At 63.1% G+C, this 21,853-nt stretch carries 20 protein-coding genes and 1 tRNA gene; 9 read left to right on the top strand and 12 right to left on the bottom strand.

Annotated elements, in window-relative coordinates:
- Positions 1-5: 5 nt before the first annotated feature.
- Positions 6-3,074 carry a formate dehydrogenase-N subunit alpha gene (gene fdnG / locus ACTJLC_RS27195; RefSeq protein WP_083081618.1) on the bottom strand — a complete coding sequence of 1,023 codons (3,069 nt, stop codon included), beginning with the start codon at positions 3,072-3,074 and terminating at the stop codon, positions 6-8.
- A gap of 193 nt (positions 3,075-3,267) precedes the next feature.
- On the opposite strand from fdnG, the gene ACTJLC_RS27190 reads away from it, so the two are divergent.
- From ACTJLC_RS27190 to ACTJLC_RS27170, 5 genes are all read left to right on the top strand, one after another.
- Complete coding sequence (locus ACTJLC_RS27190) at positions 3,268-3,594, top strand: beta-xylosidase (RefSeq protein WP_083081620.1); 327 nt, start codon at positions 3,268-3,270, stop codon at positions 3,592-3,594.
- A gap of 139 nt (positions 3,595-3,733) precedes the next feature.
- Positions 3,734-4,822 carry a selenide, water dikinase SelD gene (gene selD, locus ACTJLC_RS27185; protein WP_440845780.1) on the top strand — a complete coding sequence of 363 codons (1,089 nt, stop codon included), beginning with the start codon at positions 3,734-3,736 and terminating at the stop codon, positions 4,820-4,822.
- Positions 4,823-4,989: 167 nt separating this feature from the next.
- Entirely contained in the window at positions 4,990-6,057 is a 1,068-nt protein-coding gene (mnmH, locus tag ACTJLC_RS27180) for a tRNA 2-selenouridine(34) synthase MnmH (RefSeq protein ID WP_083081624.1), read from the top strand.
- A gap of 26 nt (positions 6,058-6,083) precedes the next feature.
- On the top strand, positions 6,084-7,139 hold the full coding sequence (locus ACTJLC_RS27175; RefSeq protein ID WP_083081626.1) for a permease: 1,056 nt from the start codon (positions 6,084-6,086) through the stop codon (positions 7,137-7,139).
- 18 nt (positions 7,140-7,157) lie between these two features.
- Entirely contained in the window at positions 7,158-7,292 is a 135-nt protein-coding gene (locus ACTJLC_RS27170; protein WP_268802003.1) for a hypothetical protein, read from the top strand.
- Positions 7,293-7,322: 30 nt separating this feature from the next.
- Here ACTJLC_RS27170 and ACTJLC_RS27165 read toward each other — a convergent pair whose 3' ends face one another.
- Positions 7,323-8,633 carry an MFS transporter gene (locus ACTJLC_RS27165; RefSeq protein WP_083081628.1) on the bottom strand — a complete coding sequence of 437 codons (1,311 nt, stop codon included), beginning with the start codon at positions 8,631-8,633 and terminating at the stop codon, positions 7,323-7,325.
- A gap of 236 nt (positions 8,634-8,869) precedes the next feature.
- Complete coding sequence (locus tag ACTJLC_RS27160; protein ID WP_073430657.1) at positions 8,870-9,607, bottom strand: GntR family transcriptional regulator; 738 nt, start codon at positions 9,605-9,607, stop codon at positions 8,870-8,872.
- Between the two features lie 158 nt (positions 9,608-9,765).
- On the opposite strand from ACTJLC_RS27160, the gene ACTJLC_RS27155 reads away from it, so the two are divergent.
- Both ACTJLC_RS27155 and ACTJLC_RS27150 read left to right on the top strand, forming a co-directional pair.
- On the top strand, positions 9,766-11,067 hold the full coding sequence (locus tag ACTJLC_RS27155; protein WP_310319552.1) for an MFS transporter: 1,302 nt from the start codon (positions 9,766-9,768) through the stop codon (positions 11,065-11,067).
- Positions 11,068-11,070: 3 nt separating this feature from the next.
- Positions 11,071-11,955 carry an amidohydrolase family protein gene (locus ACTJLC_RS27150; protein ID WP_440845776.1) on the top strand — a complete coding sequence of 295 codons (885 nt, stop codon included), beginning with the start codon at positions 11,071-11,073 and terminating at the stop codon, positions 11,953-11,955.
- A gap of 91 nt (positions 11,956-12,046) precedes the next feature.
- Here ACTJLC_RS27150 and ACTJLC_RS27145 read toward each other — a convergent pair.
- The 8 genes from ACTJLC_RS27145 to ACTJLC_RS27110 all read right to left on the bottom strand — a co-directional run bounded on the left by ACTJLC_RS27145 (position 12,047) and on the right by ACTJLC_RS27110 (position 19,696).
- Positions 12,047-12,123, bottom strand: a tRNA-Val gene (locus tag ACTJLC_RS27145).
- Between the two features lie 78 nt (positions 12,124-12,201).
- Complete coding sequence (locus tag ACTJLC_RS27140) at positions 12,202-13,692, bottom strand: M81 family metallopeptidase (protein WP_310135430.1); 1,491 nt, start codon at positions 13,690-13,692, stop codon at positions 12,202-12,204.
- Positions 13,689-14,972, bottom strand: coding sequence for a Zn-dependent hydrolase (locus tag ACTJLC_RS27135; RefSeq protein ID WP_310135431.1), 1,284 nt, complete (start codon positions 14,970-14,972; stop codon positions 13,689-13,691). The genes ACTJLC_RS27140 and ACTJLC_RS27135 overlap by 4 nt, the downstream gene beginning before the upstream one ends.
- 33 nt (positions 14,973-15,005) lie before the next feature.
- Positions 15,006-15,707 carry an ABC transporter ATP-binding protein gene (locus ACTJLC_RS27130; protein WP_154875144.1) on the bottom strand — a complete coding sequence of 234 codons (702 nt, stop codon included), beginning with the start codon at positions 15,705-15,707 and terminating at the stop codon, positions 15,006-15,008.
- Positions 15,704-16,471, bottom strand: coding sequence for an ABC transporter ATP-binding protein (locus ACTJLC_RS27125; RefSeq protein WP_154875143.1), 768 nt, complete (start codon positions 16,469-16,471; stop codon positions 15,704-15,706). The genes ACTJLC_RS27130 and ACTJLC_RS27125 overlap by 4 nt, the downstream gene beginning before the upstream one ends.
- A complete protein-coding gene (locus tag ACTJLC_RS27120; protein ID WP_440845773.1) occupies positions 16,468-17,547 on the bottom strand; it encodes a branched-chain amino acid ABC transporter permease in 1,080 nt (359 codons plus the stop codon). Before ACTJLC_RS27120 ends, ACTJLC_RS27125 begins: the two co-directional genes overlap by 4 nt.
- The gene (locus ACTJLC_RS27115; protein ID WP_310135435.1) at positions 17,544-18,404 is read right to left on the bottom strand and encodes a branched-chain amino acid ABC transporter permease; all 861 of its coding nucleotides are present in this window, start codon (positions 18,402-18,404) and stop codon (positions 17,544-17,546) included. Before ACTJLC_RS27115 ends, ACTJLC_RS27120 begins: the two co-directional genes overlap by 4 nt.
- 83 nt (positions 18,405-18,487) lie before the next feature.
- Complete coding sequence (locus ACTJLC_RS27110; RefSeq protein WP_073430648.1) at positions 18,488-19,696, bottom strand: ABC transporter substrate-binding protein; 1,209 nt, start codon at positions 19,694-19,696, stop codon at positions 18,488-18,490.
- Positions 19,697-19,973: 277 nt separating this feature from the next.
- On the opposite strand from ACTJLC_RS27110, the gene ACTJLC_RS27105 reads away from it, so the two are divergent.
- The gene (locus tag ACTJLC_RS27105; RefSeq protein ID WP_073430647.1) at positions 19,974-20,819 is read left to right on the top strand and encodes a FadR/GntR family transcriptional regulator; all 846 of its coding nucleotides are present in this window, start codon (positions 19,974-19,976) and stop codon (positions 20,817-20,819) included.
- Between the two features lie 312 nt (positions 20,820-21,131).
- Entirely contained in the window at positions 21,132-21,596 is a 465-nt protein-coding gene (locus ACTJLC_RS27100) for a hypothetical protein (RefSeq protein WP_310135444.1), read from the top strand.
- A gap of 77 nt (positions 21,597-21,673) precedes the next feature.
- On the opposite strand, the gene ACTJLC_RS27095 is transcribed toward ACTJLC_RS27100, so the two are convergent.
- Positions 21,674-21,853: hypothetical protein (locus ACTJLC_RS27095; RefSeq protein ID WP_440845770.1), on the bottom strand; the 180-nt coding region annotated here is incomplete at its 5' end.

Raw genomic sequence — 21,853 nt, 5'->3', positions numbered from 1 at the left:
GCTCCTTATGCCTTTTCGACCTTGACGAGGAACGACTTGAATTCCGGTGTTTGCGAATTCCCGTCGCCCACGGAAGGCGTCAGCGTATTGATGAGATAACCCGGCTTCGTGAGCCCCTTGAAGCCCCAATGCAACGGCAACCCGACTGTCTGCACCTTTTTCCCCTCGATCATCAGCGGTTTGATCCGCTTGGTGACGAGCGCCACCGCAACGATATGACCACGATTGGACGACACCTTGACGCGATCGCCCGCGACCACGCCCACTTCCTTCGCCAGATCCTCGCCGATCTCCACGAACTGTTGCGGCTGCACGATCGCGTTCAGGCGCGCGTGCTTGGTCCAGTAGTGGAAGTGTTCGGTCAGACGATAGGTGGTCGCCGTATGCGGAAACTTGTCGTGCGTGCCGAACGCGGCGCGGTCGTCCGGGAACACGCGCGCCGCCGGATTGCTGACGACCGCCTTGTTGTTCGGATGCAGCGGGTTGTAGCCGATCGGCGTTTCAAACGGTTCGTAATGCTCGGGGAACGGTCCTTCCACCAGACCGTCGCGCGAGAAGAAGCGCGCGACGCCCTCCGGATTCATGATGAACGGATTCATGCCGTTTTCGGGCGGTTCGTCCGCCTTGAAGTCGGGAATGTCCGCGCCGCTCCACGTTTTCCCGTTCCACGCTATCAGCTTGCGCGTGGGATCGAACGGCTTGCCGCTGACGTCGCATGAAGCACGGTTGTACAGGATCCGCCGGTTCGCGGGCCACGCCCACGCCCAGTTCAGCGTATTGCCGATGCCGGTCGGGTCGGCGTTGTCGCGGCGGCCCATCTGGTTGCCGGCCTGGGTCCACGAGCCGCAGAAAATCCAGCAACCGCTCGCGGTGCTGCCGTCGTCGCGCAGTTGCGCGAAGCTGGCCAGTTGCTCGCCCTTCTTCGCGAGCACCTTGGTTTTGTCGGTGGGATCGGTGACGTCGGCGAGCGCCTTTCCGTTGAACTCCATCGCGAGTTCTTCAGGCGTGGGGCTTTCCGGGTCGGCGTACGGCCAGCTCATGTTGAGAATCGGATCGGGATACTTGCCGCCGTTCTCCTTGTAGGCCTTGCGGATGCGCAGCCACAGCCCCGACATGATCTCGAGATCGCTCTTCGCTTCACCGGGGCCGTTCGCGCCCTGCCAGTGCCACTGCAGGACCCGGCTCGAACTGACCAGCGAGCCGCGTTCTTCCGCGAAACAGGTGGTCGGCAGACGGAACACCTCGGTCTGGATCGCCGACGCATCGACGTCGTTGAATTCGCCGTGGTTTTTCCAGAACTCGGAGGTCTCGGTGGCGAGCGGGTCCATGATGACGAGCCACTTCAGCTTGGCGAGACTCGCGCCGATCTTCGCCTTGTTCGGCGCCGCGGCAAGCGGGTTGAAGCCCTGCGCGATGTAGCCGGTCATCTTGCCCTGATTCATCAGTTCGAAGACCTGCAGCATGTCGTACGGCTTGTCGAGCTTCGGCAGATAGTCGAAGCCGAAGTTGTTCCCGGCGTTCGCGTTATCGCCCCACCACGACTTCATGAAGCTGACGTGGAAAGCGCGGTAATTGCGCCAGTAGCTGAGCTGATTGGGCCGCAGCGGCTGGGTGGCGCGCTTCGTGATGTACGCCTCGTAGTCCTGTTCGGCCTCCATGGGCAGCGTCATGTAGCCGGGCAGCAGATTCGACATCAGGCCGAGGTCCGTCAAGCCCTGAATGTTCGAGTGGCCGCGCAACGCGTTCATGCCGCCGCCGGCAACGCCGATGTTGCCCAGCAGCAGTTGCACCATCGCGCCGGTGCGGATCATTTGCGAGCCGACCGAGTGATGGGTCCAGCCGAGCGCGTACAGGATCGTGCCGGCGCGCCCCGGCACCGCCGTCGACGCGAGCATCTCGCACACCTTGAGGAATTTCTCTTTCGGCGTGCCGCAAATCTTCTCGACCTGCTCGGGCGTGTAGCGCGAGTAGTGCTGCTTCATCAGCTGATAGACGCAGCGCGGGTCCTGCAGCGTCGGGTCCACTTTCGCGAAACCGTCGTCGCCGCGTTCGTAGTCCCACGTGCTCTTGTCGTAGCTGCGCTTGTCGGCGTTGTAACCGGAATACAGACCGTCGGTAAATGAAAAATCCTCACGGACGATGAACGGCATGTCCGTGTAATTCTTCACATATTCGTGCTGGATCTTGTCGTTGGTGAGCAAATAGTTGATCACCCCGCCGAGGAACACGATGTCCGAGCCGGTTCGAATCTGCGCGTAATAGTCCGCGACCGAGGCCGTGCGCGTGAAGCGCGGATCGACCACGATCAACCTTGCCTTGCGATGCGCCTTGGCTTCCGTGACCCATTTGAAGCCGCACGGGTGCGCCTCGGCCGCATTGCCGCCCATCACGAGAATCACATCCGCGTTCTTGATGTCGACCCAATGGTTCGTCATCGCTCCACGGCCAAACGTCGGGGCAAGACCTGCCACCGTCGGGCCATGTCAGACACGCGCCTGATTGTCGAACGCGAGCATGCCAAGACTGCGGACAGTCTTGTGCGTCAGATAACCCACTTCGTTGCTGCCGGCCGAGGCCGCCAGCATGCCCGTGGTCAGCCAGCGGTTGACCTTCTTGCCGTCCGGCGTGGCCTCGACGAAATTGGCGTCGCGGTCTTCCTTCATCAGCTTGGCGATGCGGTCGAGCGCATCTTCCCAGGAAATCCGCGTCCATTCATTCGATCCGGCCGCGCGATGCTCGGGATGCTTCAGACGGCTCGGGCTATGAATGAAGTCGATCAGGCTCGCGCCCTTCGGGCACAACGTGCCGCGATTCACTGGATGATCGGGATCGCCTTCGATGTGGATGATGCTGGACTTGGCGTTCTTGGCGTTGTCGCCGAGTCCGTACATCAGGATGCCGCAGCCTACGGAGCAGTACGGGCAGGTATTGCGGGTTTCAGTGGTACGCGACAACTTGTACTGACGGACTTCCGCTAGCGCGGGAGCCGGGGAGAAGCCCATGAGGGCGAGACTCGATCCGGCAAGCGTGGTGGCGGAGACCTTCAGAAATTGTCGCCGGGACATATGCGGCATTTAATGGCCTCGGCTCTTGTGGGGTACTGATATTGATTATAGAGGTCAGTATCAAGTCCTGCAGCGAGACTGTACCTCCTCGCCCGCGCGGGCAAATATGAAACACCGCAGCCGGTGAGCGGGAAGCGGGCATCGTTCCTGCTGCATTTGTTCTGCGTGAATCCCGCTCACTCCCTGATCATTAGGCTGACTTATGACTCCCCGACTTCTTGCCCATTCGCGTCCATCCAGATTCATCGTCTCGCTCGCTTTCGGCAGCGGGGTACTGGTTGCGAGCCCATGCGGCTTCGCGCAGACCACCCAGGGCAGCGGCTCGGAGCAACAGGAAAATCGCGCCTCCGCGATGGGTTCGGCGCCCGATCCGGCGGCCTCCGCCGTGCATGAGTCGCACAAGCCGCAAACCAGGGACGGCGGCTCGGCCACTTCGCGTGGCAAAAGCGTTAGCAAAGGTCACACAGCCAAGGGAAACGGTGGCTTCGACAACGGGCTGTACGGCACGGGAGCCGGCAGCAACAAATAAGCGCCGGTCATAAGACGTGACCGGCCGTGGCCTTCGCTGGGCTCGACGCCTTGGCGCCCGGGTTGCGCCGGCCGGTCGCTGCGCCGCGCCCGAACAACCCGCATAATGCGGTCATTCGAAGCCTCAGATCCGCGCCACGATGACCGACACCCACGCCACCACGAGCCAAACCGCAAGCGAAACCCCAACCGCGTCGCCCCGCCTCACCAGCCTGTCGCATGGCGGCGGCTGCGGCTGCAAGATCGCGCCCGGCCTGCTCGCCGACCTGCTCAAACGCAGCGCGCCGCTGCCGTTCTTTCCCGACTTGCTGGTCGGCAACGATACCGCCGACGACGCCGCCGCCTACAAACTGAACGACGCGCAGGCGATCGTCGCCACCACCGACTTCTTCATGCCGATCGTCGACGACCCGTTCGACTTCGGCCGCATCGCCGCGACCAATGCGCTGTCCGACGTCTATGCGATGGGCGGCAAACCGATCATGGCGCTGGCGATCGTCGGCATGCCGATCAACGTGCTGCCGCACGACGTGATCGCGGCCGTGCTCAAAGGCGGCGAATCCGTCTGCGCCGAAGCCGGCATTCCGCTCGCGGGCGGCCATTCGATCGATTCCGTGGAGCCCATTTACGGCCTGGTCGCGATCGGCGTGGTCGATCCGAAGCGCGTGAAGCGCAATGCGGGCGCGCAGGCCGGCGACGTGCTGATTCTCGGCAAGCCGCTCGGCGTCGGCATTCTCTCGGCGGCGCTGAAGAAAAACCGCCTCGACGCCGCCGGCTACGCCGCGATGATCGGCGCGACCACCAAGCTCAACCGCCCCGGCGCGGAACTGGCCAGGCTGGACGGCGTGCACGCGCTGACCGACATCACCGGTTTCGGCCTGCTGGGCCACACGCTGGAATTGGCGCGCGGCTCGAATCTCACCGCCCGCGTGCGCTATGCGGACCTGCCGTGGCTGCCGGACGTGATCGGGCTGGCGGAGGCCGGCATTTTCACCGGCGCGTCCGGGCGCAACTGGGACGCTTACGGCAAGGACGTCGTGCTGCCGTCCTTTTTGCCGTCGACCGCGCGCACGCTGCTCACCGACCCGCAAACCTCGGGCGGTCTGCTGGTGTCGTGCGCGCCAGAGGCCGTCGACGAAGTGCTCGCCCTATTCCACGCCGACGGTTTCGGCGAGGCGCGCGTGATCGGCGAGATGGTGAGCGGCGAAAGACGCGTCGAAGTCGTCTGACGCTTCGGCGGAGCGAGGCACGAGCGAGGACGCAAGCGAGGGCGCAACAGAGACGACACCAGGCAGAGCCGAAAGCTCGAAAGCGGCGCTGGGAGCCTCGGCGGCCGGCGTTTGCGGCGCATGCGATAATTTCACCCTTCCCCGCCGGTCCGTTTTGTCCGTAACCCTTGAAAAATCTACTCGTCAGCCTCGATCAAGCCGCTGATTTCGACGAAATCATCGACGTACGCACGCCCCTCGAGTTTGCCGAGGACCACATTCCGGGCGCGCTGAACGCTCCGGTGCTCAGCAACGAGGAGCGGGTGCTGGTCGGCACGACGTACAAGCAGGTATCGCCGTTCGAGGGCACGCGCATCGGCGCGGCGCTGGTCGCGCGCAACATCGCGCACCATCTGGAAACGACTTTCGCCGACCGGCCGCGCAACTGGCGTCCGCTGATTTATTGCTGGCGCGGCGGCAAGCGTTCCGGCTCGGTTACGACGCTCTTCAATATGATCGGCTGGCAAGCGCGGCAGCTCGAAGGCGGCTACAAAAGCTATCGGCACGCAACGCTCGAAACGCTCGGTTCCTTGCCGAAGCAGTTCGACTACATCGCGCTGGTGGGCCCGACCGGCAGCGGCAAGACGCGCCTGCTCGCGGCCTTGAGCGAGGCGGGCGCGCAGACGCTCGACCTCGAGGCGCTGGCTTCGCACCGCGGCTCGCTGCTCGGCGCCTGGGCCGGCGTGCCGCAGCCGTCGCAAAAGCGTTTCGACACGCTGCTGGTTTGCGCGCTGCGCGCGCTCGATCCCGCGCGGCCGGTGTTCGTGGAAGCGGAAAGCCGACGCATCGGCTCGGTCTCGCTGCCGCTTTCGCTGCTCGAAACGTTCCATCGCGGCGCCTGCGTCGAGGTGCAGTCGAGCCGCGAGGATCGCGCGGCGTTCCTGCTGCACGACTATGCGCATCTGTTCGACGATCCGGCTTCGCTCAAGGGGCAACTGGAACGAATGATCGGTTTGCATAGCCGCGAACGTGTCACCGGCTGGCAACGGCTCGTCGACGAAAACCGGCGCGCGGAACTCGCAAACGAACTGATCGAGCGGCACTACGATCCGGCGTATGCGCGCAGCAGCCATCAGCATTTCGTCCAGTTGCCTCACGCATTGCAACTGCATTTCCGGCCCAACGACGCGGATGTCGTCGACCAGGCGAAAACCCTGCTGGCGCGGCTCGACAAGCGCGCGCTCGCTGTCATCTGACCAAAAAGAAACGTTTAAAAACCATCATGCAATCAACCCTCAGGCAACCCCGTGTCGCCCTTGGCTGGATCGTGTTTCTGCTGATCGCCGTCGTCGGACTCTTCTATGTGAAGTGGTTTCCCTACTACAACCGCGCCTTCGTCGCCGCGAGCCAGCATTCCATCGGCAAGTCGATCCTGATGGGCACCTCGGCGAGCGCGCCGGCGCCGTCATGGCAAGCGGCGATCGATTACGCGCTCGCCTACGGCAAGGCGATCTGGCAGGCCATGGTGCTCGGCCTGCTGCTCGGCTCGGCGGTGCAGGCGCTGATTCCGCCGCAGTGGGTCGCGCGCGCGCTCGGCCGGACCGATTTCAGCAGCGTGGTGAAGGGCGGCCTGATGTCGCTGCCCGGCATGATGTGCACCTGCTGCGCGGCGCCGGTCGTCGCCGGCTTGCGCGCCCGCCAGGCCGCGCCGGGCGCGGCGATCGCGTTCTGGCTCGGCAATACCGCGCTCAATCCGGCCACGCTGATCTTCATGGGCTTCGTGCTCGGCTGGCAATGGATGGGCCTGCGGCTCGCGTTGGGGATCGTGATGGTGTTCGGCCTCGGCTATCTGGTGAACCGGATGGTTACGCCCAAGGAAGCCGAAGCCTCGCGCGAGGCCATGGCGCAACTGGTCGCCGCCGACGTGCCGGGCACCGCGTTCGCACGCTGGGTAAAAATTCTCGGCACGATGACGCTGCGGCTGATTCCCGAATACATCGTGCTGGTGCTGGCGCTCGGCGCGGCGCGCGCATGGCTGTTTCCGCACATTGGGCCGGGCATCGACAACAGCCTGCTGTGGATCATCGCGTTGTCGATCGCGGGAACCTTGTTCGTCATTCCCACCGCGGGTGAAGTGCCGATCATTCAGGCGATGCTTGCCTTCGGCATGGCCGCCGGTCCGGCCGGCGCCCTGCTGATGACGCTGCCGCTGATCAGCGTGCCGTCGATGGCGATGCTCGGGCGTTCCTTCCCCCGGCGCGTGCTGACGATGGTGGCGCTGGCGGTGGTGGCGTGCGGCGTGGTGAGCGGGTTGCTGGCCGCGGCATTGGGGTTCTGAATTTTTGAGGTTTGAAGCATGAAACGTGTCGCGGCATTTTCCGTGGCGAGCTGGTCGGCCGCCGCCCTGCTCTACTTCGGACAGCACTCGGTATCGCTGATCGTGGTTAGCGGCGTCGTCGTGCTGGCCGGCTTCGATCTGCTTCGTCCTTGACGGCGGAGTAGGTCTGTAGCCGCGAGGCGATCAGATCGAACGGACCGGCGCGGACTCCAGCGTCATCCTGCGACGCGCGCCGATGAGCGCGGCGACACCGGTGCCGACGCCCAACGCAAGCAGACACGCTGTGGGCACCAGCATCGGCGCGACATGGCTCTGCGCCGCCTTGCCGACATAGGGCATCAGATTCTGTCCGGCGAATCCGCCCAGATTGCCGATCGCGTTGATCGCCGCCACGCTGGCCGCCGCTCTCGCGCCCGTGAAGAAGCGCGGCGGAAGCGACCAGAAGCACGGATACAGCAGCGGAATGCACGCCCCGCCCACACACAGCGCGGCAAACCGCAGCGACGCGGTCGGCAATACGAGGCTCGACGCGAAACACATCACGCCGATACCCGCTACCACACTCATCGCCTTGAGCACCACGCGCTCGCGCTTGAGCTTGCCCGGCAGCCACAGCAGAAGCAGCGTCGCCAGCGCCCACGGAATCATGTTCAGCACGCCGTTCACCGACGAGGACACACCGTAGCTTTTCACGAGCGTCGGCATCCAGTACGTGACGCCGTACAGCGAAGTCGACATCAGCATGTAGGTCAGCGCGAACATCAGCACCTTCGGGTCGAGCAGCGCGCCCCAGGGCCGTGTCGCCTTGGCTTCATCCGATGCTTCGCGCTTGAGCGCGGCGATCACCACGTCCTTCTCCTGCTGCGAGAGAAACGGCGCTTCCTTGACCGAATTCGGCAGGAATTTGAGCGCGACGAACGCAACCAGAATGGCCGGGATACCGGTGGCGATGAACACCCACTGCCATCCCGCGAATCCCCAGGTGCCGCCGAGCGTCAGCAGCAGGCCGCCGACCAGCGAGCCCAGCATATTGGCAAGCGAACTGCCCAGCGTGAAGAACCCGAGTACCCTGGTGCGATAGCTCTGCGGGAACCACTGCGTGAGGTAATAGATGACGCCGGGATAAAAACCCGCTTCAGCGACGCCCAACGCGAAACGGAACGAATAGAACACCGGCAGCGAGCGCGTGAACGCCATCAAAACCGTCACCACGCCCCATGTGAGCATGATGCGCGCGAGCCAGGTCCGCGCGCCGAAGCGATGAAGCGCCAACGTGCTCGGCACCTCGAAGAGCAGGTAGCCGATGAAGAACAACGATGCGCCAAGGCCGTAGGAGGCTTCCGTCATGCCGAGATCGTGCACCATCTCCAGCTTGGCGAAGCCGACGTTCTGCCGGTCGATAAACGCGATGAGAAACATGACGATCAGAAGCGGCATCAGCCGCCACGCCATTTTCTTCATTACCTGCTGCTCAAATCCTGTCTGCGTGGACATGTCCGCTCCGTTTCCGCGCCGGCCGTCCTCGATATTCGACGGGCGGCACGGCGGCCGCTACGTCGACAGCAACGGCCGAATTGATGTAGTCATATATATGTTTGTACGAATCGGCGACGCGCGCCATGAGGTGATACCCGGATAGGAGCGGTTAGCGTCTATCCGGTTTGTCGATCCGGTATGCGGTAGGGTGAACAGCAGAGGCGATGCTGGCGCCGATGGCGCAAGCAGACGGTTCAGCGAATTTCCACCTGGTATTGAAACGTGGTGGCAGCCCCACGCGTGCTGCGCCATTCGAACGGCGTGCCCGCGAAATCCGACGCGACACGGTGCACCAGAATGACGGGACTCCCGGTCGCTAGACCGAGGACCGAGGCGTCATCAGGCGTGGCTTGCTCGACTCTTAGAATTTCGGTGGCGGACGCCACGATTTGCCGGCAAAGACGCTCGTACAGCGGGTACAGTAAATCTTCGAAATCATCGAGCGGCAGCGTGGCCAACGGCTCGAAACGCGCGCGCGGCAGCCAGATTTCCTCGGAGAGCACCGCCTGCCCTTCTATCAGACGCACGCGCGAAAGGTGAATCGCCTTCTCGGTGGCTTTCATCTTCAGGGCGGCGCGGATTTCCGCGCTGGGCTTCACGATTTCGCGCTTGAACACGCGCGCGGTGGGGCGCACGGGTTGTCCGTCGCGCGACTTGAAACGAAAGAAGCGAAACAGCGAGGAATCGAAACGGGGCCGGCGGATGAACGTCCCTCTGCCCTGACTGCGCGTGAGCACACCGTCGGCCACCAACAGGTCGATCGCCTTGCGAACGGTGCCCGTGGAGACGTTGTAGAACTGTCCCAGTTCCGCCTCGGTGGCGATCGCTTGCGTCGGCGTCCATTCGCCCGCGGCAATGCGGCTAAGCAGGTCGTCACGCAATTGATGATAACGGGGCAATCGGTCGTCCAGCTTGAAAGAGGCCGTGTCCATGGCATTCATACAGTTGTTCAGAGGAGTAACTACTGTACCGCATCGAAGAGGGCCACCGTGAGCGAGGGTTTTTACCCACTGACTTTTAGCGGCATTGCCTCGATCATTCATGCATTCATATATATGACTGAATGAATTGCAAGGGAACGGAGACGGCTATGTTCACGTGGTACAAGCAAGGCTCGCAACTCGAACGCAACACCTTCTGGGGCTGCTTTGCTGGTTGGGGGCTCGACGCGCTCGACGTGCAGATGTTCACCCTCGCCATCCCCGCGATCATCGCGGCGTATGGCATCGACCATACGCAGGCGGGTGCGATCAGCGGCGTGACGCTCGTTTCGTCCGCGCTCGGCGGCTGGATTGCCGGGGCGTTATCGGACCGCTTCGGCCGTGTCCGAACGCTGCAAATGACGATCCTCTGGTTCGCCGGCTTCACGTTTCTTTGCGCGTTCGCGCAAAACTTCCCGCAACTGCTGGTGCTCAAAGCGCTTCAAGGCTTCGGATTCGGCGGCGAATGGGCGGCCGGCGCGGTGCTGATGGCGGAAACCATCCGTACCGAACACCGCGGCAAGGCGATGGGCGCCGTGCAAAGCGCGTGGGCGGTTGGATGGGGCGCGGCCGTGCTGGTGTATGCCGCGGCGTTCTCGTGGTTGCCATCGGACACCGCATGGCGCGTGATGTTCGCCGTCGGCCTGTTGCCGGCCGGCCTTGTCCTGTTCGTTCGACGCAATCTGAAGGAACCGGCCCGCATCGCGCCGGCCAGCGCCGCGCCCAAGGTCTCCGCGCTCGGGCAAATCATGCAGGTCTTCCAGCCGCGCGTGCTCCGCACGACCATTATCGGCGCGGTGCTGGGCACCGGCGCTCATGGCGGCTACTACGCGATCATGACGTGGCTACCCACCTTTCTTGCGAAAGAGCGGCACCTGTCGGTTCTACATACGGGCGGCTATCTGGCCGTGGTGATCGTGGCCTTCTGGTGCGGCTGCATGTTGAGCGCGTACCTGCTCGACCGCATCGGCCGCCGGCGCAACATTGCGTTGTTCGCGTTCTGTTGCGTCGTCACGGTTCTCGCCTACGTCATGCTGCCGCTGACCAACACGCAAATGCTCGTGCTGGGCTTCCCGCTCGGACTGTTCGCAGCCGGTATTCCGGCGAGCCTCGGGCCGCTTTTCAATGAACTGTATCCGGCGGATATGCGCGGTACGGGCGTCGGCTTCTGCTACAACTTCGGACGCATTGCGTCAGCGAGTTTCCCGGTTCTCGTGGGCTACATGAGTCATTCGATGTCGCTCGGCATCGCGATCGGCATCGACGCGGCCATTGCCTACGGACTCGCGATGATCGCCGTGTTGCTGCTGCCCGAAACGCGTGGCAAACGTCTGCGTGGCGTGGTGGCGCCCGAATCGGCGAACGACAGCGGCGACGCTGCGCGCTTGACGCTGAATCCGCCGCGGAGCTGAACCATGATTGCGCCGGCATCGCCCGTTCAGTCCCGCTCGCGTTGCGTCGATACCCATGCGCACGTCTTCGAGCAAGGCTTGCCGTTGGTGGATGGCAGGCGTTACTCGCCTGGCTACGATGCAACGCTCGACACGTATCTGCAATTGCTCGACGCACACGGCATCGGGCGCGCGGTTCTCGTGCAGCCGAGTTTTCTTGGCACGGACAATCGCTATCTGTTGCAGGCGCTGTCGCGCGACACGCACCGCTTGAGAGGTGTCGCGGTGATCGCGCCCGATGCTTCCGATGAATCGCTCGCCGAGATGCAGGGCCGAGGCGTAACCGGCATACGGCTGAACCTGATCGAACAGGCGCCGCCGGATCTGCGAGCGAAATCGTGGACGCTTCTGCTCGATCGGCTCTCGCAACTGAGTTGGCATGTCGAACTGCACCGCGCTGCGCGCGACCTTGCGCCCATGCTCGACCGGCTGCTGGAGGCCGGCGTACCAGTCGTCGTCGATCATTTTGGAAGACCCGACCCGGACCAGGGCATTCGGGACCCCGGCTTCGAGGCATTGCTGCGTTATGGCAAGAGCGGCCGCATTTGGGTCAAGCTATCGGCCGCGTACCGTTGCGCGGCTGGCGATTCAAGCTTTGTCCGCGAGGCGACGAAGCAATTGCTCGAACATTTCGGCGCTGGGCGTCTGATGTGGGGCAGCGACTGGCCTCATACGCAGCATGAACGGATGACGGACTACGGCCAGTCGCTGTCGATGCTAATGGAACTCGGCCTCGATGCAGCGGCAATCGACGCGATCCTGTGCACGACTCCGCAGTCGTTCTATGGTTTTGAAGACGAGTTACCCGACCGCGGCGCGTCGTCGGCAACGGCATCGGCAGTTACCTGAACTGAGGGCGTTGCGGGTGGATTCGAGAGGTGATGCGAGAACATGACGGTGGACGAAAGCGGAGCCGCTTTCGTCCACGCCACTTTTGCGTTGGTAGGCTCGATTGGATTCGAACCAACGACCCCCACCATGTCAAGGTGGTGCTCTAACCAACTGAGCTACGAGCCTTTAGAGGCGCGAATTATAAAGACTCCACCCGCGCAGCACAAGCCTCGGACGACACCTCGATTCATCAACACCTTTCCTTCAGTTCGCGGACGTCCACTCCGTCCGCGTATCCAGCGGATAAACCGGCCGCTTCACATGCTCGAATTTGAATAGCGCGTAGTCGGAGCTCGTTACGCCGCGGCTATCGCATTCCACCAGCCCCGCGGCGATCGGCACGAAAACCGGACGGCAGTACATGCGCGATTTGAGCAGCAGGAAACGCGCGCGTCGCGGATCGATGCCCACGCTTTCGAACACGCCGAGGTCCCACGGTTCGTGCGTGTGCTCGGTCATCACGAGTTTCACCGCGCCTGTGTCGAGCACCGCGGCGCGTCCCATGAAGGCGCGCTGGCCGGTGTAGGTCGGGCCGCTGATCAGGTACTCGCCGTCGGTCAGCGCGCGCACGACGCCGGTCACCGCGACGGGCGGCCGCGGCGTCACCGCATTGCTCGCAACCTTGTTGCCGATGGTCACCGTCACCGTGCTGCCGACGCCCGCCGCCATCAACGCCGCCACGGCTTGCGGGTCGCACAGCGGCCCGCTCACGATGCCGTCGAGCTTCTGCGTGAGCGCTTCCTCGAGCAGATCCATCGTGTCGCAGGTGCCGCCCGACATGCAGTTATCGCCGTGATCGAGCAGCAGCACCGGCTTGTCGGCGCCCTGCGCGAGCGCGGCCGCCTGCGCGACCGATTCAGCCAGCGGCGCGCTGCGATAGACGAAATCCTCGCGCTCGCTCCAGATCTGCCGCGCGATGCGCTCGGCCACCGCCTCGGCTTGCGCGCGCTCGCCATTGCCCACCACGACGACGCTGATGCACGGCGCCTCGATATCGGCGAGCGAAAAGCCGGACAGCACCGACACCGCGAGCATGCCGGCGGCCTCGGCCGCGCGCGCGGCGTCCACGGCGCGTTTCATCGCGCCCTCGGCGGTCGCGCTGCGCAACGTGTGCGTGAGCAGCGGCGGCTGGCGCCACGCGATCATCGGCCTGGCCCTGCCGTGCACGAGATCGAACAGCAGGCGCGCCGCGTGCGCGCCGGTCTCGTACATATCGACGTGCGGATAGGTTTTGAAACTGACGATCACGTCGGCGTGGTCGATCATCTTTTGCGTGACGTTGCCGTGCAGATCGAGCGCGACCGCGATCGGTGCATGCGGCAGCGCCGCGCGCACGCGTTCGAGCAGATCGCCCTCGCCATCATCCGAATTCTCGGCGACCATTGCGCCGTGCAGATCGAGCATCACCGCATCGCAACCCGGTGCCGCCGCAACGATCGCCTCGCAGATCGCGTCATAGGCCGCGGCATCGACCGGTCCGCTCGGATTCGCGGATGCGGAAATCGGCGTGACGATCTCCGCATGCTCACGCTCGGCTGCGTCGATGAACGCGGCCATCGCCGTCTGCATGCCCTTGTTCTCGTTGAACGCGTCTTCGCCGCGGCTCGGACCGTTGCGGCCGAACGCCGCGAGCGGCGTGGGCACCGGCGAAAACGTGTTCGTCTCGTGGTTCATCCTTGCAATCAGGATCTTCATGATTCGACGCTCCCTGCCGGCCGCGCGGCGGCGTTCAGCATCGCCTGCAACAGCACGTTGCAACCGGCTTCCAGATGGTCCGCGCGCGCATCCTCGATTTCGTTGTGACTGATGCCGTCCTTGCACGGCACGAAGATCATCGCGGCGGGCGCGACTCGCGCGAGATAGACGGCATCGTGGCCCGCGCCGCTGATCACGTTCATCGATGAAAAACCCAGCGTGTCCGCGCCCCGCTTCACGGCTGCAACCAGGTCGGCGGCGAACGGTTGAGGCGGGAAGTACACCACTTGCTCGACATCCACGGCGATGCCGGCTTTCCCGGCCGCGGTCGAGCATGCGGCGCGCAACGCGGTATCCATCGCCGTGAGCGTCGCGTCGTCCGCCGCGCGCAGATCGGCCGTGAGCGTCACGCGGCCCGGAATGACGTTGCGCGAATTCGGATGCACGTCGAGCCAGCCCACCGTGCCGCGTCCATGCGGCGCGTGGTCCAACGCGATGCGATTGACGGCGTGAATCAGATCGGCTGCCACGAGCAGCGCGTCGCGGCGCAGTTCCATCGGCGTGGGCCCCGCATGCGCCTCCATGCCGTGCACCGTCACGTCGTACCAGCGTTGACCCAGCGCGCCTTGCACCACGCCGATCGTCTTGTCGTGCGCTTCCAGCACCGGCCCTTGTTCGATATGTGCTTCGAAATAGGCGCCGACGGCGTGCGGCTTGTCATGCTCGCCGGCATAACCGATCGCCGTGAGCGCGTCGCGCACCGACACGCCATCGCGATCGCGTTGTTCCAACGCATGCTCCAGCGTGAACGCGCCCGAGAACACGCCGGAGCCCATCATCACGGGCACGAAGCGTGAGCCCTCTTCGTTGGTCCACACCGCGACCTCCAGCGGGGCGAGCGTCTGCACGTTGACCTCCGCTAGCGTGCGCAATACTTCGAGGCCCGCCAGCACGCCGTAATTGCCGTCGAACTTGCCGCCCGTGGGTTGCGTGTCGATGTGGCTGCCGGTCATCACCGGCGGCAAATCATCACGCAGACCCGCGCGACGCGCGAAGATATTGCCGATCGCGTCGACCCGCACGCTGCAGCCGATTTCCTTTGCCCAAGCGATGAAAAGATCGCGTGCTTTCCGGTCCAACTCGGTCAGGGCGAGCCGGCACACACCGCCTTTCTCGGTCGCGCCAATGCGCGCGAGTTGCATGAGACTGTCCCAAAGGCGCGCGCCGTCCACGCGCAGATCCGCGGGCGTCGCGACGGTCGTTGATTCGTGAGCTTGCATCGATGCTTCCTCGTGTTGAAGACAAAGCGCGCGTCAGACGACGCCGACGCCGAGATAGCGGTCCTTGATCGACTCGTCCGCGGCGAACGACGCGTTATCGCCCGAATAGACGATGACGCCCTGCTCGATGATGTAGTGACGATCCGCGAGTTGCGTGCAGACTTCGAGGTTCTGCTCGACCAGCAGAATCGCAACGCCCGCTGCGCGAATCAGCTTGAGCTGCGCGACGATCTCTTCGACGATCACCGGCGCGAGTCCCTCGACCGGTTCGTCGAGCATCAAAAGCCGTGGATGGTTCATCAACGCGCGGCCAATCGCGAGCATTTGCTGTTCGCCGCCGGACAATTGCCCGCCACCGTTGGTACGCCGTTCTTTCAGACGCGGAAAGATGCGGTAGATATCGTCGAGCTGCCACGGCGAATCCTTGCGCGCGCCAAGCCGCAAGTTTTCCTCGACGCTCAGCAGACGAAAGATGCCGCGATGCTCGGGCACGAAGCACACGCCGCGTGCGGCGATCTTGTGCGGCGGCATGCCGCTTATCTCCGCACCGTTGAACGTCACGCTGCCGCGCCGTGGCGCGACGACGCCGGCAATCGCCTTGAGCGTGGTCGATTTGCCCGCGCCGTTGCGGCCCAATAATGTGACCGTTTCGCCGTCGTCGATTTGCAGCGTGACGCCTTGCAGGATGTGACTCTTGCCATAGAAACCGTGAATCTGCTGCACGTCGAGAATCATGCGCGGCCTCCGGTGATCATGTTGCCGAGATAGGCGCTGCGCACCCGCTCGTCGCCGCGAATGTCGTCCGGCCGCCCTTCCACCAGCACGCGCCCTTGCTGCATGACGGTGATCGTGTCGGAGATGTCCATCACGATGCCCATGTTGTGTTCGATCAGCACGACGGTGTAATCGTCGCGCAGGCCGCGAATCAGTTGCTTCATGTCGTCGAGGTCGTCGATACCCATGCCCGAAGTGGGCTCATCGAGAAAGATCGCCTTGGGTCGGGCAGCAAGCGCCATGCCGACTTCGAGCCGCCGCTGCTGACCATGCGACAGCGCGCCTGCCGACACCTCGCTAAAGCGCTGCAGCGCAAGGCGTTCGAGCACGCTGTCGACGGTGTCGGCGTGCGTGAGCGCGCCGCGCGGCGGGGTCCACGCGTTCAGTGCGCGAACCGCGTCGACACCTTGCGCGGCGAGCCGCAGGTTTTCACGCACGCTCAGATTGGCGAACAGGCTCGTCACCTGAAACGAGCGCGCGACGCCACGGCGTACGCGCTTATGGTCCGGCTCGTGCGTGACGTCGTGACCGTCGAATACGATCGTTCCCGCCGTAAGCGGCACGGTGCCGGTCAGCACATGAAACAACGTCGTCTTGCCCGCGCCGTTCGGGCCGATCACCGAATGCACGGTGCGCGGCATGATGCGCAGATTGACTTCGGAGAGCGCCGTGAACTTGCCGTAGCGCTTTACTACGCCGCTTGCGCGCAGAATGGGCTCGCTCATATCGGCTCCTTGCCTGCGTCGTTGTCCGTGTCGTTGTCCGTGTCGTTGTCTGCCTCGGCGGAAGGCTTGCGGCGCAGCGATTGCCCGATGCGTTCGCCCAGGCCCCACAGTCCGCGCTGCATGAACAGGCTGACGGCGATCAGCACGATGCCGAGCAGCAGCAGCCAGCGCGGCCACAGCGTCGAGAGCCAATCGGCGAACAGCACGTAAAACGCGGCGCCCAATACCGAGGCGAACAGATTGCCCGTGCCGCCGATCACCGTCATCACGAGGATCATCTCGCTCGTGTGATAGTCGATGTTGGAGAGCGGCGCAATGCCGGTCATCAGCGCATGCAGCGCGCCGGCAAGACCCGTCACCGCGCCGGAGATCACGAACGCCATCAGCTTGAAGCGTTTGACGTCGTAGCCGACTGCAGCCGCGCGTGCCTCGTTGTCGCGAATCGCGAGCAACGTACGGCCGAATACCGAATGGGACACGCGCATCAGGAGCCAGAACACAACGAGAAATAGCACCGCGACGAAGCCGTAGTATTGCCACGGCGAGGTCAACGGCAGCAGCGCTTTGCCGAACAGGCCGAGCGCGGGACGCGGAATGTCGAGCAGGCCGTTGTCGCCGCCGGTCAGATCGGGCGTGGTGTAGGCGAGAAAATAGAATAGCTGGCCGAATGCCAGCGTCAACATCACGAAGTACGTGCCGCGCTGACGGATCGAAAACCAGCCGACCAGCGCAGCAGCCGCCGCGCCGATTGCGATCGACGCGAGCAGCGCGACCGGCACGGGCAATGCGGTTTTAGTCAGGACGAGGCCAGCGCAATAGCTGCCGAGCCCGAAGAAAATGCCCTGCCCGAAGGACAACAGGCCCGTGTGTCCGAGCAGCAGATTGCAGCCGAGTGCAGCGAGAGCGAATACCAGCACCTCGGTGGCGAGTGAGCCTGAGCGCAACGTCAACGGCAATACGCTTACGACCAGCAATGCCAGCAGCAGAAAGCGATAGCGATGCAACGAGTGCTGTGCGCCCGATCGGGTCGCCGTGGAAGCAGCGCTCCGCACGATTGGCTTTGACGTGTCGATCATGACGCCCTCCCGAGCAAACCGTTCGGTCGCAGCAACAGAACGGCGGCCATCGCGACGTAGATCATCAACCTCGCGCCTTCGGGCCACAACGTGCTCATCACGCTTTGCACGATGCCGACCAGCAGGCCACCTACCAGCGCGCCGAGAAAATTGCCCATCCCGCCGACCACCACCACGACGAACGCGACGCTCAATGCCTCGATGCCCATGAAGGGATCGACGCCGCGAATCGGCGCGGCGAGTACGCCGGCCAATGCGGCCGTTGCCGCGCCGAGCGCGAAAACGAGGCTGAAAACACGCAATACGTTAATGCCGAGCAGCGACACCATCTCGGTCGATTCGCTGCCGGCGCGCACCGCGCTGCCGAGCCGCGTGCCCTCCAACACCCACCACAGAAGCGCGGCCAATACCGCTGTGAAGCCGATCACGAACAACCGATACTTCGGATACACGAAGCTGCCCCAGATCACCACGCCGTTGAGCAAGTCGGGAACCGGCACGTTATCGCCGAGCGGACCCCACACGAGAATCGCGCATTCCTGCACGACGAGTGCAAGACCCACCGTCGCGAGAATATGAAACTCGTGTTGTTGCGCGTAGACGTGCCGCAAAATCAGTTTCTCGACGACCCATGCAAGCGCGCCGACCACGATCGGCACGACCACGAGCGCGGCCCAGAAACTCATCGACCACTGCATCGCCTGATAGCAGAAGTAGGCACCGAGCAGATAGAACGCGCCGTGCGCGAAATTCACGAAGCGCAGCAGGCCGAACACGATCGACAAACCAACCGCGAGCAGGAAATACAGCATCCCTACTCCGATGCCGTTGATGATCTGCAGGAGATAAACGTTCATGGCGTCCGTTTAAAGGTGTGCCGAGGAGGCGCTATGCGAGCGCCGTGCCATGCCGCACGCGCTCGCGCGCGGCGTTTGAGGCGTCAAACCATCTTGCAGCCTGTCTTGTCGAGCGGCAGGAAGGATTGCCCCGAACTGACGATATCGGCGTAATCGTCGGCGTTTTTCATCTTGTTCTTCGCCTTGCCCTTCAACAGATAGTAGTTCTTCAGCACCTGATGATCGCCCTTGCGGACTTCCTCCGGGCCCGTCAACCCGTCGTACTTCATGCCTTCGAGCGCCGCGACCACTTTCTTCGGATCGACGTTGCCTGCTTTGACGATGCCGTCGAGCAGGATCTTCGTGCAGATATAGGAACCCGCGAGGCTGTAGTTGGGATTGGTCTTGAATGCCGCTTTGGTCCGTTTGACGAGATCGCGATTGAGCGGCGAATCGATGTCGTGCCAATACTGCGCGCCGAAATAGACGCCTTCGCACAGATCCGCGCCGAGCGCTTCGAATTGCTCGAGGCCGGACGCCCACGCCAACAGGATCGTGCAATTGTTCTTCATGCCGAAGCTCACGGCCTGGCGCAGCGTATCCGACGATTGCGAACCGAAGTTCAGGATCAGCAGGACGTCGGGCTTGGCGGCGACTGCGTTTGTCAAATAGCCGCTGAATTCCTTTTCATTGAGCGAGTGGTAGCTGTTGCCCACATGCTCGATGCCCTTCTCCTTGAATATCGCCTTGGCCGCGGTCAACAAGCCCTCGCCGAAAACGTATTGCGGCGTGATGGTGTACCAGCGTTTTGCTTTCGGCAGCATCTGCGTCAACGGGCGCACTGTCTGCTCGATCGCACCGTAAGTCGGCACCGACCAACGGAACGTCGCGTCATTGCAGTCCTTGCCCGTGATTTCATCGGCGCCGGCCGTGGTGATGAAAACGCCGTCGGCCTTCTGGACTTCCTTGCCCATCGCCAATGCTTCGGAAGACAGAATGCCTCCCGCGAAGAAGCGCGCATTCTTCTGCTGCGCGATTTCCTGCACACGACGCACTGCCGTCGCCGGCTTGCCTTCCGTATCGAGCACGGTATACGCGAGCGGTTCGCCGAGGACCTTGCCGTATTGTTCGATCGCGAGCTTCATGCCGAGGTCGGCATATTTGCCGTTCGCGGCGAACGGCCCCGACATCGGCACCGGACAAGCGAACTGCAAGGTGCCGGCCTGCGCGAACGCGCTGCGCGCGACCAGCGAGCCCAACGTCCCCGGAACAGCCGACAACGCGGCCAGCTTCAACATATTTCGGCGATTCAAAATGACGCTCCTTAAGAAAGAGACACGCACTGACCGACTGCGAAACTGACCGCACCGCGCACACGAGTACGCCAGTTGCTGGTCGCCGCGAAGTTTTTTCACCTCGCCGGCTTTGTTCTATTTATCATGATAAATAGACTGGATTGGATCGTATGTACAATAAATTCGAGTGTCAATAAGGCAAAATTCCTGGCAGCATCGAGGGCGATCTCGCTAGCCGTGATAGAACGAGCGGACCGATGAAAGATCGTGCAGGGACAAACTAGGAGCATCGAATATGGCCATGGACCGCGCCAAGGCGGGCGCCGCGATTGAGATCAAACAGCAGAAACGTGGCGATCTGGTCGCGGAGGAAATCAAGCGGCTCATCACGGAGAAGGACCTGAAACCGGGCGACCGGCTGCCGCGCGAGGTTGAACTGCAACAGCTTTTTTCGGTGAGCAAGAGCACGATCAGGGAAGCACTGAAGTCCCTGGAGGTGCAAGGTCTGATCAAGGTGACGACCGGCCCGAGCGGCGGCGGCATGGTGGTGGAAGTGCCGCTCGACCGCACGTTGCAGCTGTTGCAGAACTATCTGTTCTTCAAGGATGTGTCGATCGACGATATTTACACCGTGCGCAAATTGCTGGAACCGGAACTGGCGGCGGGAGCGGTGCCGCATCTGACGGAGCAGGACTTCGAGGCGCTCGAAGCGAACATTGCGTGCTGCGACCGGCCGGGTTCATCGCACGGGGGTCACGACATCGTTCGGCAACGACAGGAAGACGTCAATTTTCACGACATCCTCGCGGCGGCGAATCCAAATCCGTTCCTGCGTTTCAGTTGCGAGCTCATCAACGAAATGATCAGGCAGCTGATCGAGTTTCGTAACGACACGCCGCAAGCCGAACACGAACGGTTCGGTCAGGCTAACGTGAAAATACATAAGGCGATTACGAAAGCGGCGCGTGAGCGTAACGTCGAGAAGGTACGTGAATTGATGGTGATCCACATGACCGAAGCGCCACGCTACGTGAAGCGGATGAAGGGAAAACTGCGCGGGCGTCTGATTCTGGATTCGGAGATCCGGCGACGCGTCAGGGCGCGCAGTGTCGCGCCATCGGATGAAGCGGAGCAAACGTGAGCGCCGCGCGTGTCACGGATCGTATGGATGGCTCGATGTCCGGACACGCGGGATGGGTGCGCGTGGCGCGCTTGCGATCCAACGGGGGCAACGATGGGGCAGGCTGTTGGCGAGACGACCGGCGGTATAAAGCGAATCGAAGGCGCGATCGCACGAGTTGCACAGGGTGCGCTGCAGGATCATGACGATTGGCGTGGAACCGCCAGCCGACTGCGTTTGAGCCGGCCGGCTGCGGCGCATGCATAGCGAGGGCTCAACCTTTTGCGGCTCGCGCCGTTATTGCATCTGCACAGGCATAAACATTGGACCGTCATGGCACAACCGATTCCGTTTTCCCGGCACACTGGCGCTGCGCGTGCGCGGCATGCCAAAACCATGCTGCTGCCGATGGCCCGGCAGACCGCCGATGAGCTGGCGTTGCGGGTGCATCTGGCGCTCGACGCCTTGCGCCGCGGCACCGGCAGCATGACCGACGCCCAGACACTTACACAGACCATGCTGTTGACCGGCTTCCTGGCGGAGTCGGGCTTCGGCTCGGCGACCGGCGAGCAACTCGGTGCGGCGGAGCGCGCGGTGTCGGCGGTGTTCGATATCGGAAGGAAAACCGGCGAATGGGGATTGAATAGCGCAGGGTTCGCGCTTTTTGCCGCAATCGCAACGAATTACGACAAGCTGTTGCACAGCGCGCCTCTTTGGGCGGTCACCGATGCTAGCGAACGACTCGACCGGTTTACCGCAGGTATGTCGTATCAGACGCCGGTGCGGAAGCGGGCCTGACGGATTGGATCGCGCAGGCGGCGAGGGAAAGCTTTCCGATTTCTCCGGGAGTTACCGGCTGTGAGGATGCACGTATTTCACGCGGTAGCAGACCGTTCCTTGGTGGTGCGGTTACTAGTCTCTGTTGGCTTGCTTTCGATGGCGCGTAAACGCACAAACCCCACCGGTGTGGGGTGGGGTCTGTGTTTCTGCATGGGAGCCTGACGATTACCTACTTTCACACGGGCAATCCGCACTATCATCGGCGTGGAGTCGTT

The organism is Paraburkholderia sp. 22099 (genome assembly GCF_052045835.1).
GTDB classification, from domain to species: Bacteria; Pseudomonadota; Gammaproteobacteria; order Burkholderiales; family Burkholderiaceae; genus Paraburkholderia; species Paraburkholderia terricola.
Note: the sequence above shows the minus strand (reverse complement) of the source record. Positions and strands in the feature narration are given on the sequence as shown.

Coding starts and splice junctions, on each gene's coding strand:
- ACTJLC_RS27190 (WP_083081620.1), top strand. CDS start 3,268: ATGACTCCCCGACTTCTTGCCCATTCGCGTCCATCCAGATTCATCGTC.
- selD (WP_440845780.1), top strand. CDS start 3,734: ATGACCGACACCCACGCCACCACGAGCCAAACCGCAAGCGAAACCCCA.
- ACTJLC_RS27175 (WP_083081626.1), top strand. CDS start 6,084: ATGCAATCAACCCTCAGGCAACCCCGTGTCGCCCTTGGCTGGATCGTG.
- ACTJLC_RS27170 (WP_268802003.1), top strand. CDS start 7,158: ATGAAACGTGTCGCGGCATTTTCCGTGGCGAGCTGGTCGGCCGCCGCC.
- ACTJLC_RS27165 (WP_083081628.1), bottom strand. CDS start 8,633: ATGTCCACGCAGACAGGATTTGAGCAGCAGGTAATGAAGAAAATGGCG.
- ACTJLC_RS27160 (WP_073430657.1), bottom strand. CDS start 9,607: ATGGACACGGCCTCTTTCAAGCTGGACGACCGATTGCCCCGTTATCAT.
- ACTJLC_RS27155 (WP_310319552.1), top strand. CDS start 9,766: ATGTTCACGTGGTACAAGCAAGGCTCGCAACTCGAACGCAACACCTTC.
- ACTJLC_RS27150 (WP_440845776.1), top strand. CDS start 11,071: ATGATTGCGCCGGCATCGCCCGTTCAGTCCCGCTCGCGTTGCGTCGAT.
- ACTJLC_RS27140 (WP_310135430.1), bottom strand. CDS start 13,692: ATGAAGATCCTGATTGCAAGGATGAACCACGAGACGAACACGTTTTCG.
- ACTJLC_RS27135 (WP_310135431.1), bottom strand. CDS start 14,972: ATGCAAGCTCACGAATCAACGACCGTCGCGACGCCCGCGGATCTGCGC.
- ACTJLC_RS27130 (WP_154875144.1), bottom strand. CDS start 15,707: ATGATTCTCGACGTGCAGCAGATTCACGGTTTCTATGGCAAGAGTCAC.
- ACTJLC_RS27125 (WP_154875143.1), bottom strand. CDS start 16,471: ATGAGCGAGCCCATTCTGCGCGCAAGCGGCGTAGTAAAGCGCTACGGC.
- ACTJLC_RS27120 (WP_440845773.1), bottom strand. CDS start 17,547: ATGATCGACACGTCAAAGCCAATCGTGCGGAGCGCTGCTTCCACGGCG.
- ACTJLC_RS27115 (WP_310135435.1), bottom strand. CDS start 18,404: ATGAACGTTTATCTCCTGCAGATCATCAACGGCATCGGAGTAGGGATG.
- ACTJLC_RS27105 (WP_073430647.1), top strand. CDS start 19,974: ATGGCCATGGACCGCGCCAAGGCGGGCGCCGCGATTGAGATCAAACAG.
- ACTJLC_RS27100 (WP_310135444.1), top strand. CDS start 21,132: ATGGCACAACCGATTCCGTTTTCCCGGCACACTGGCGCTGCGCGTGCG.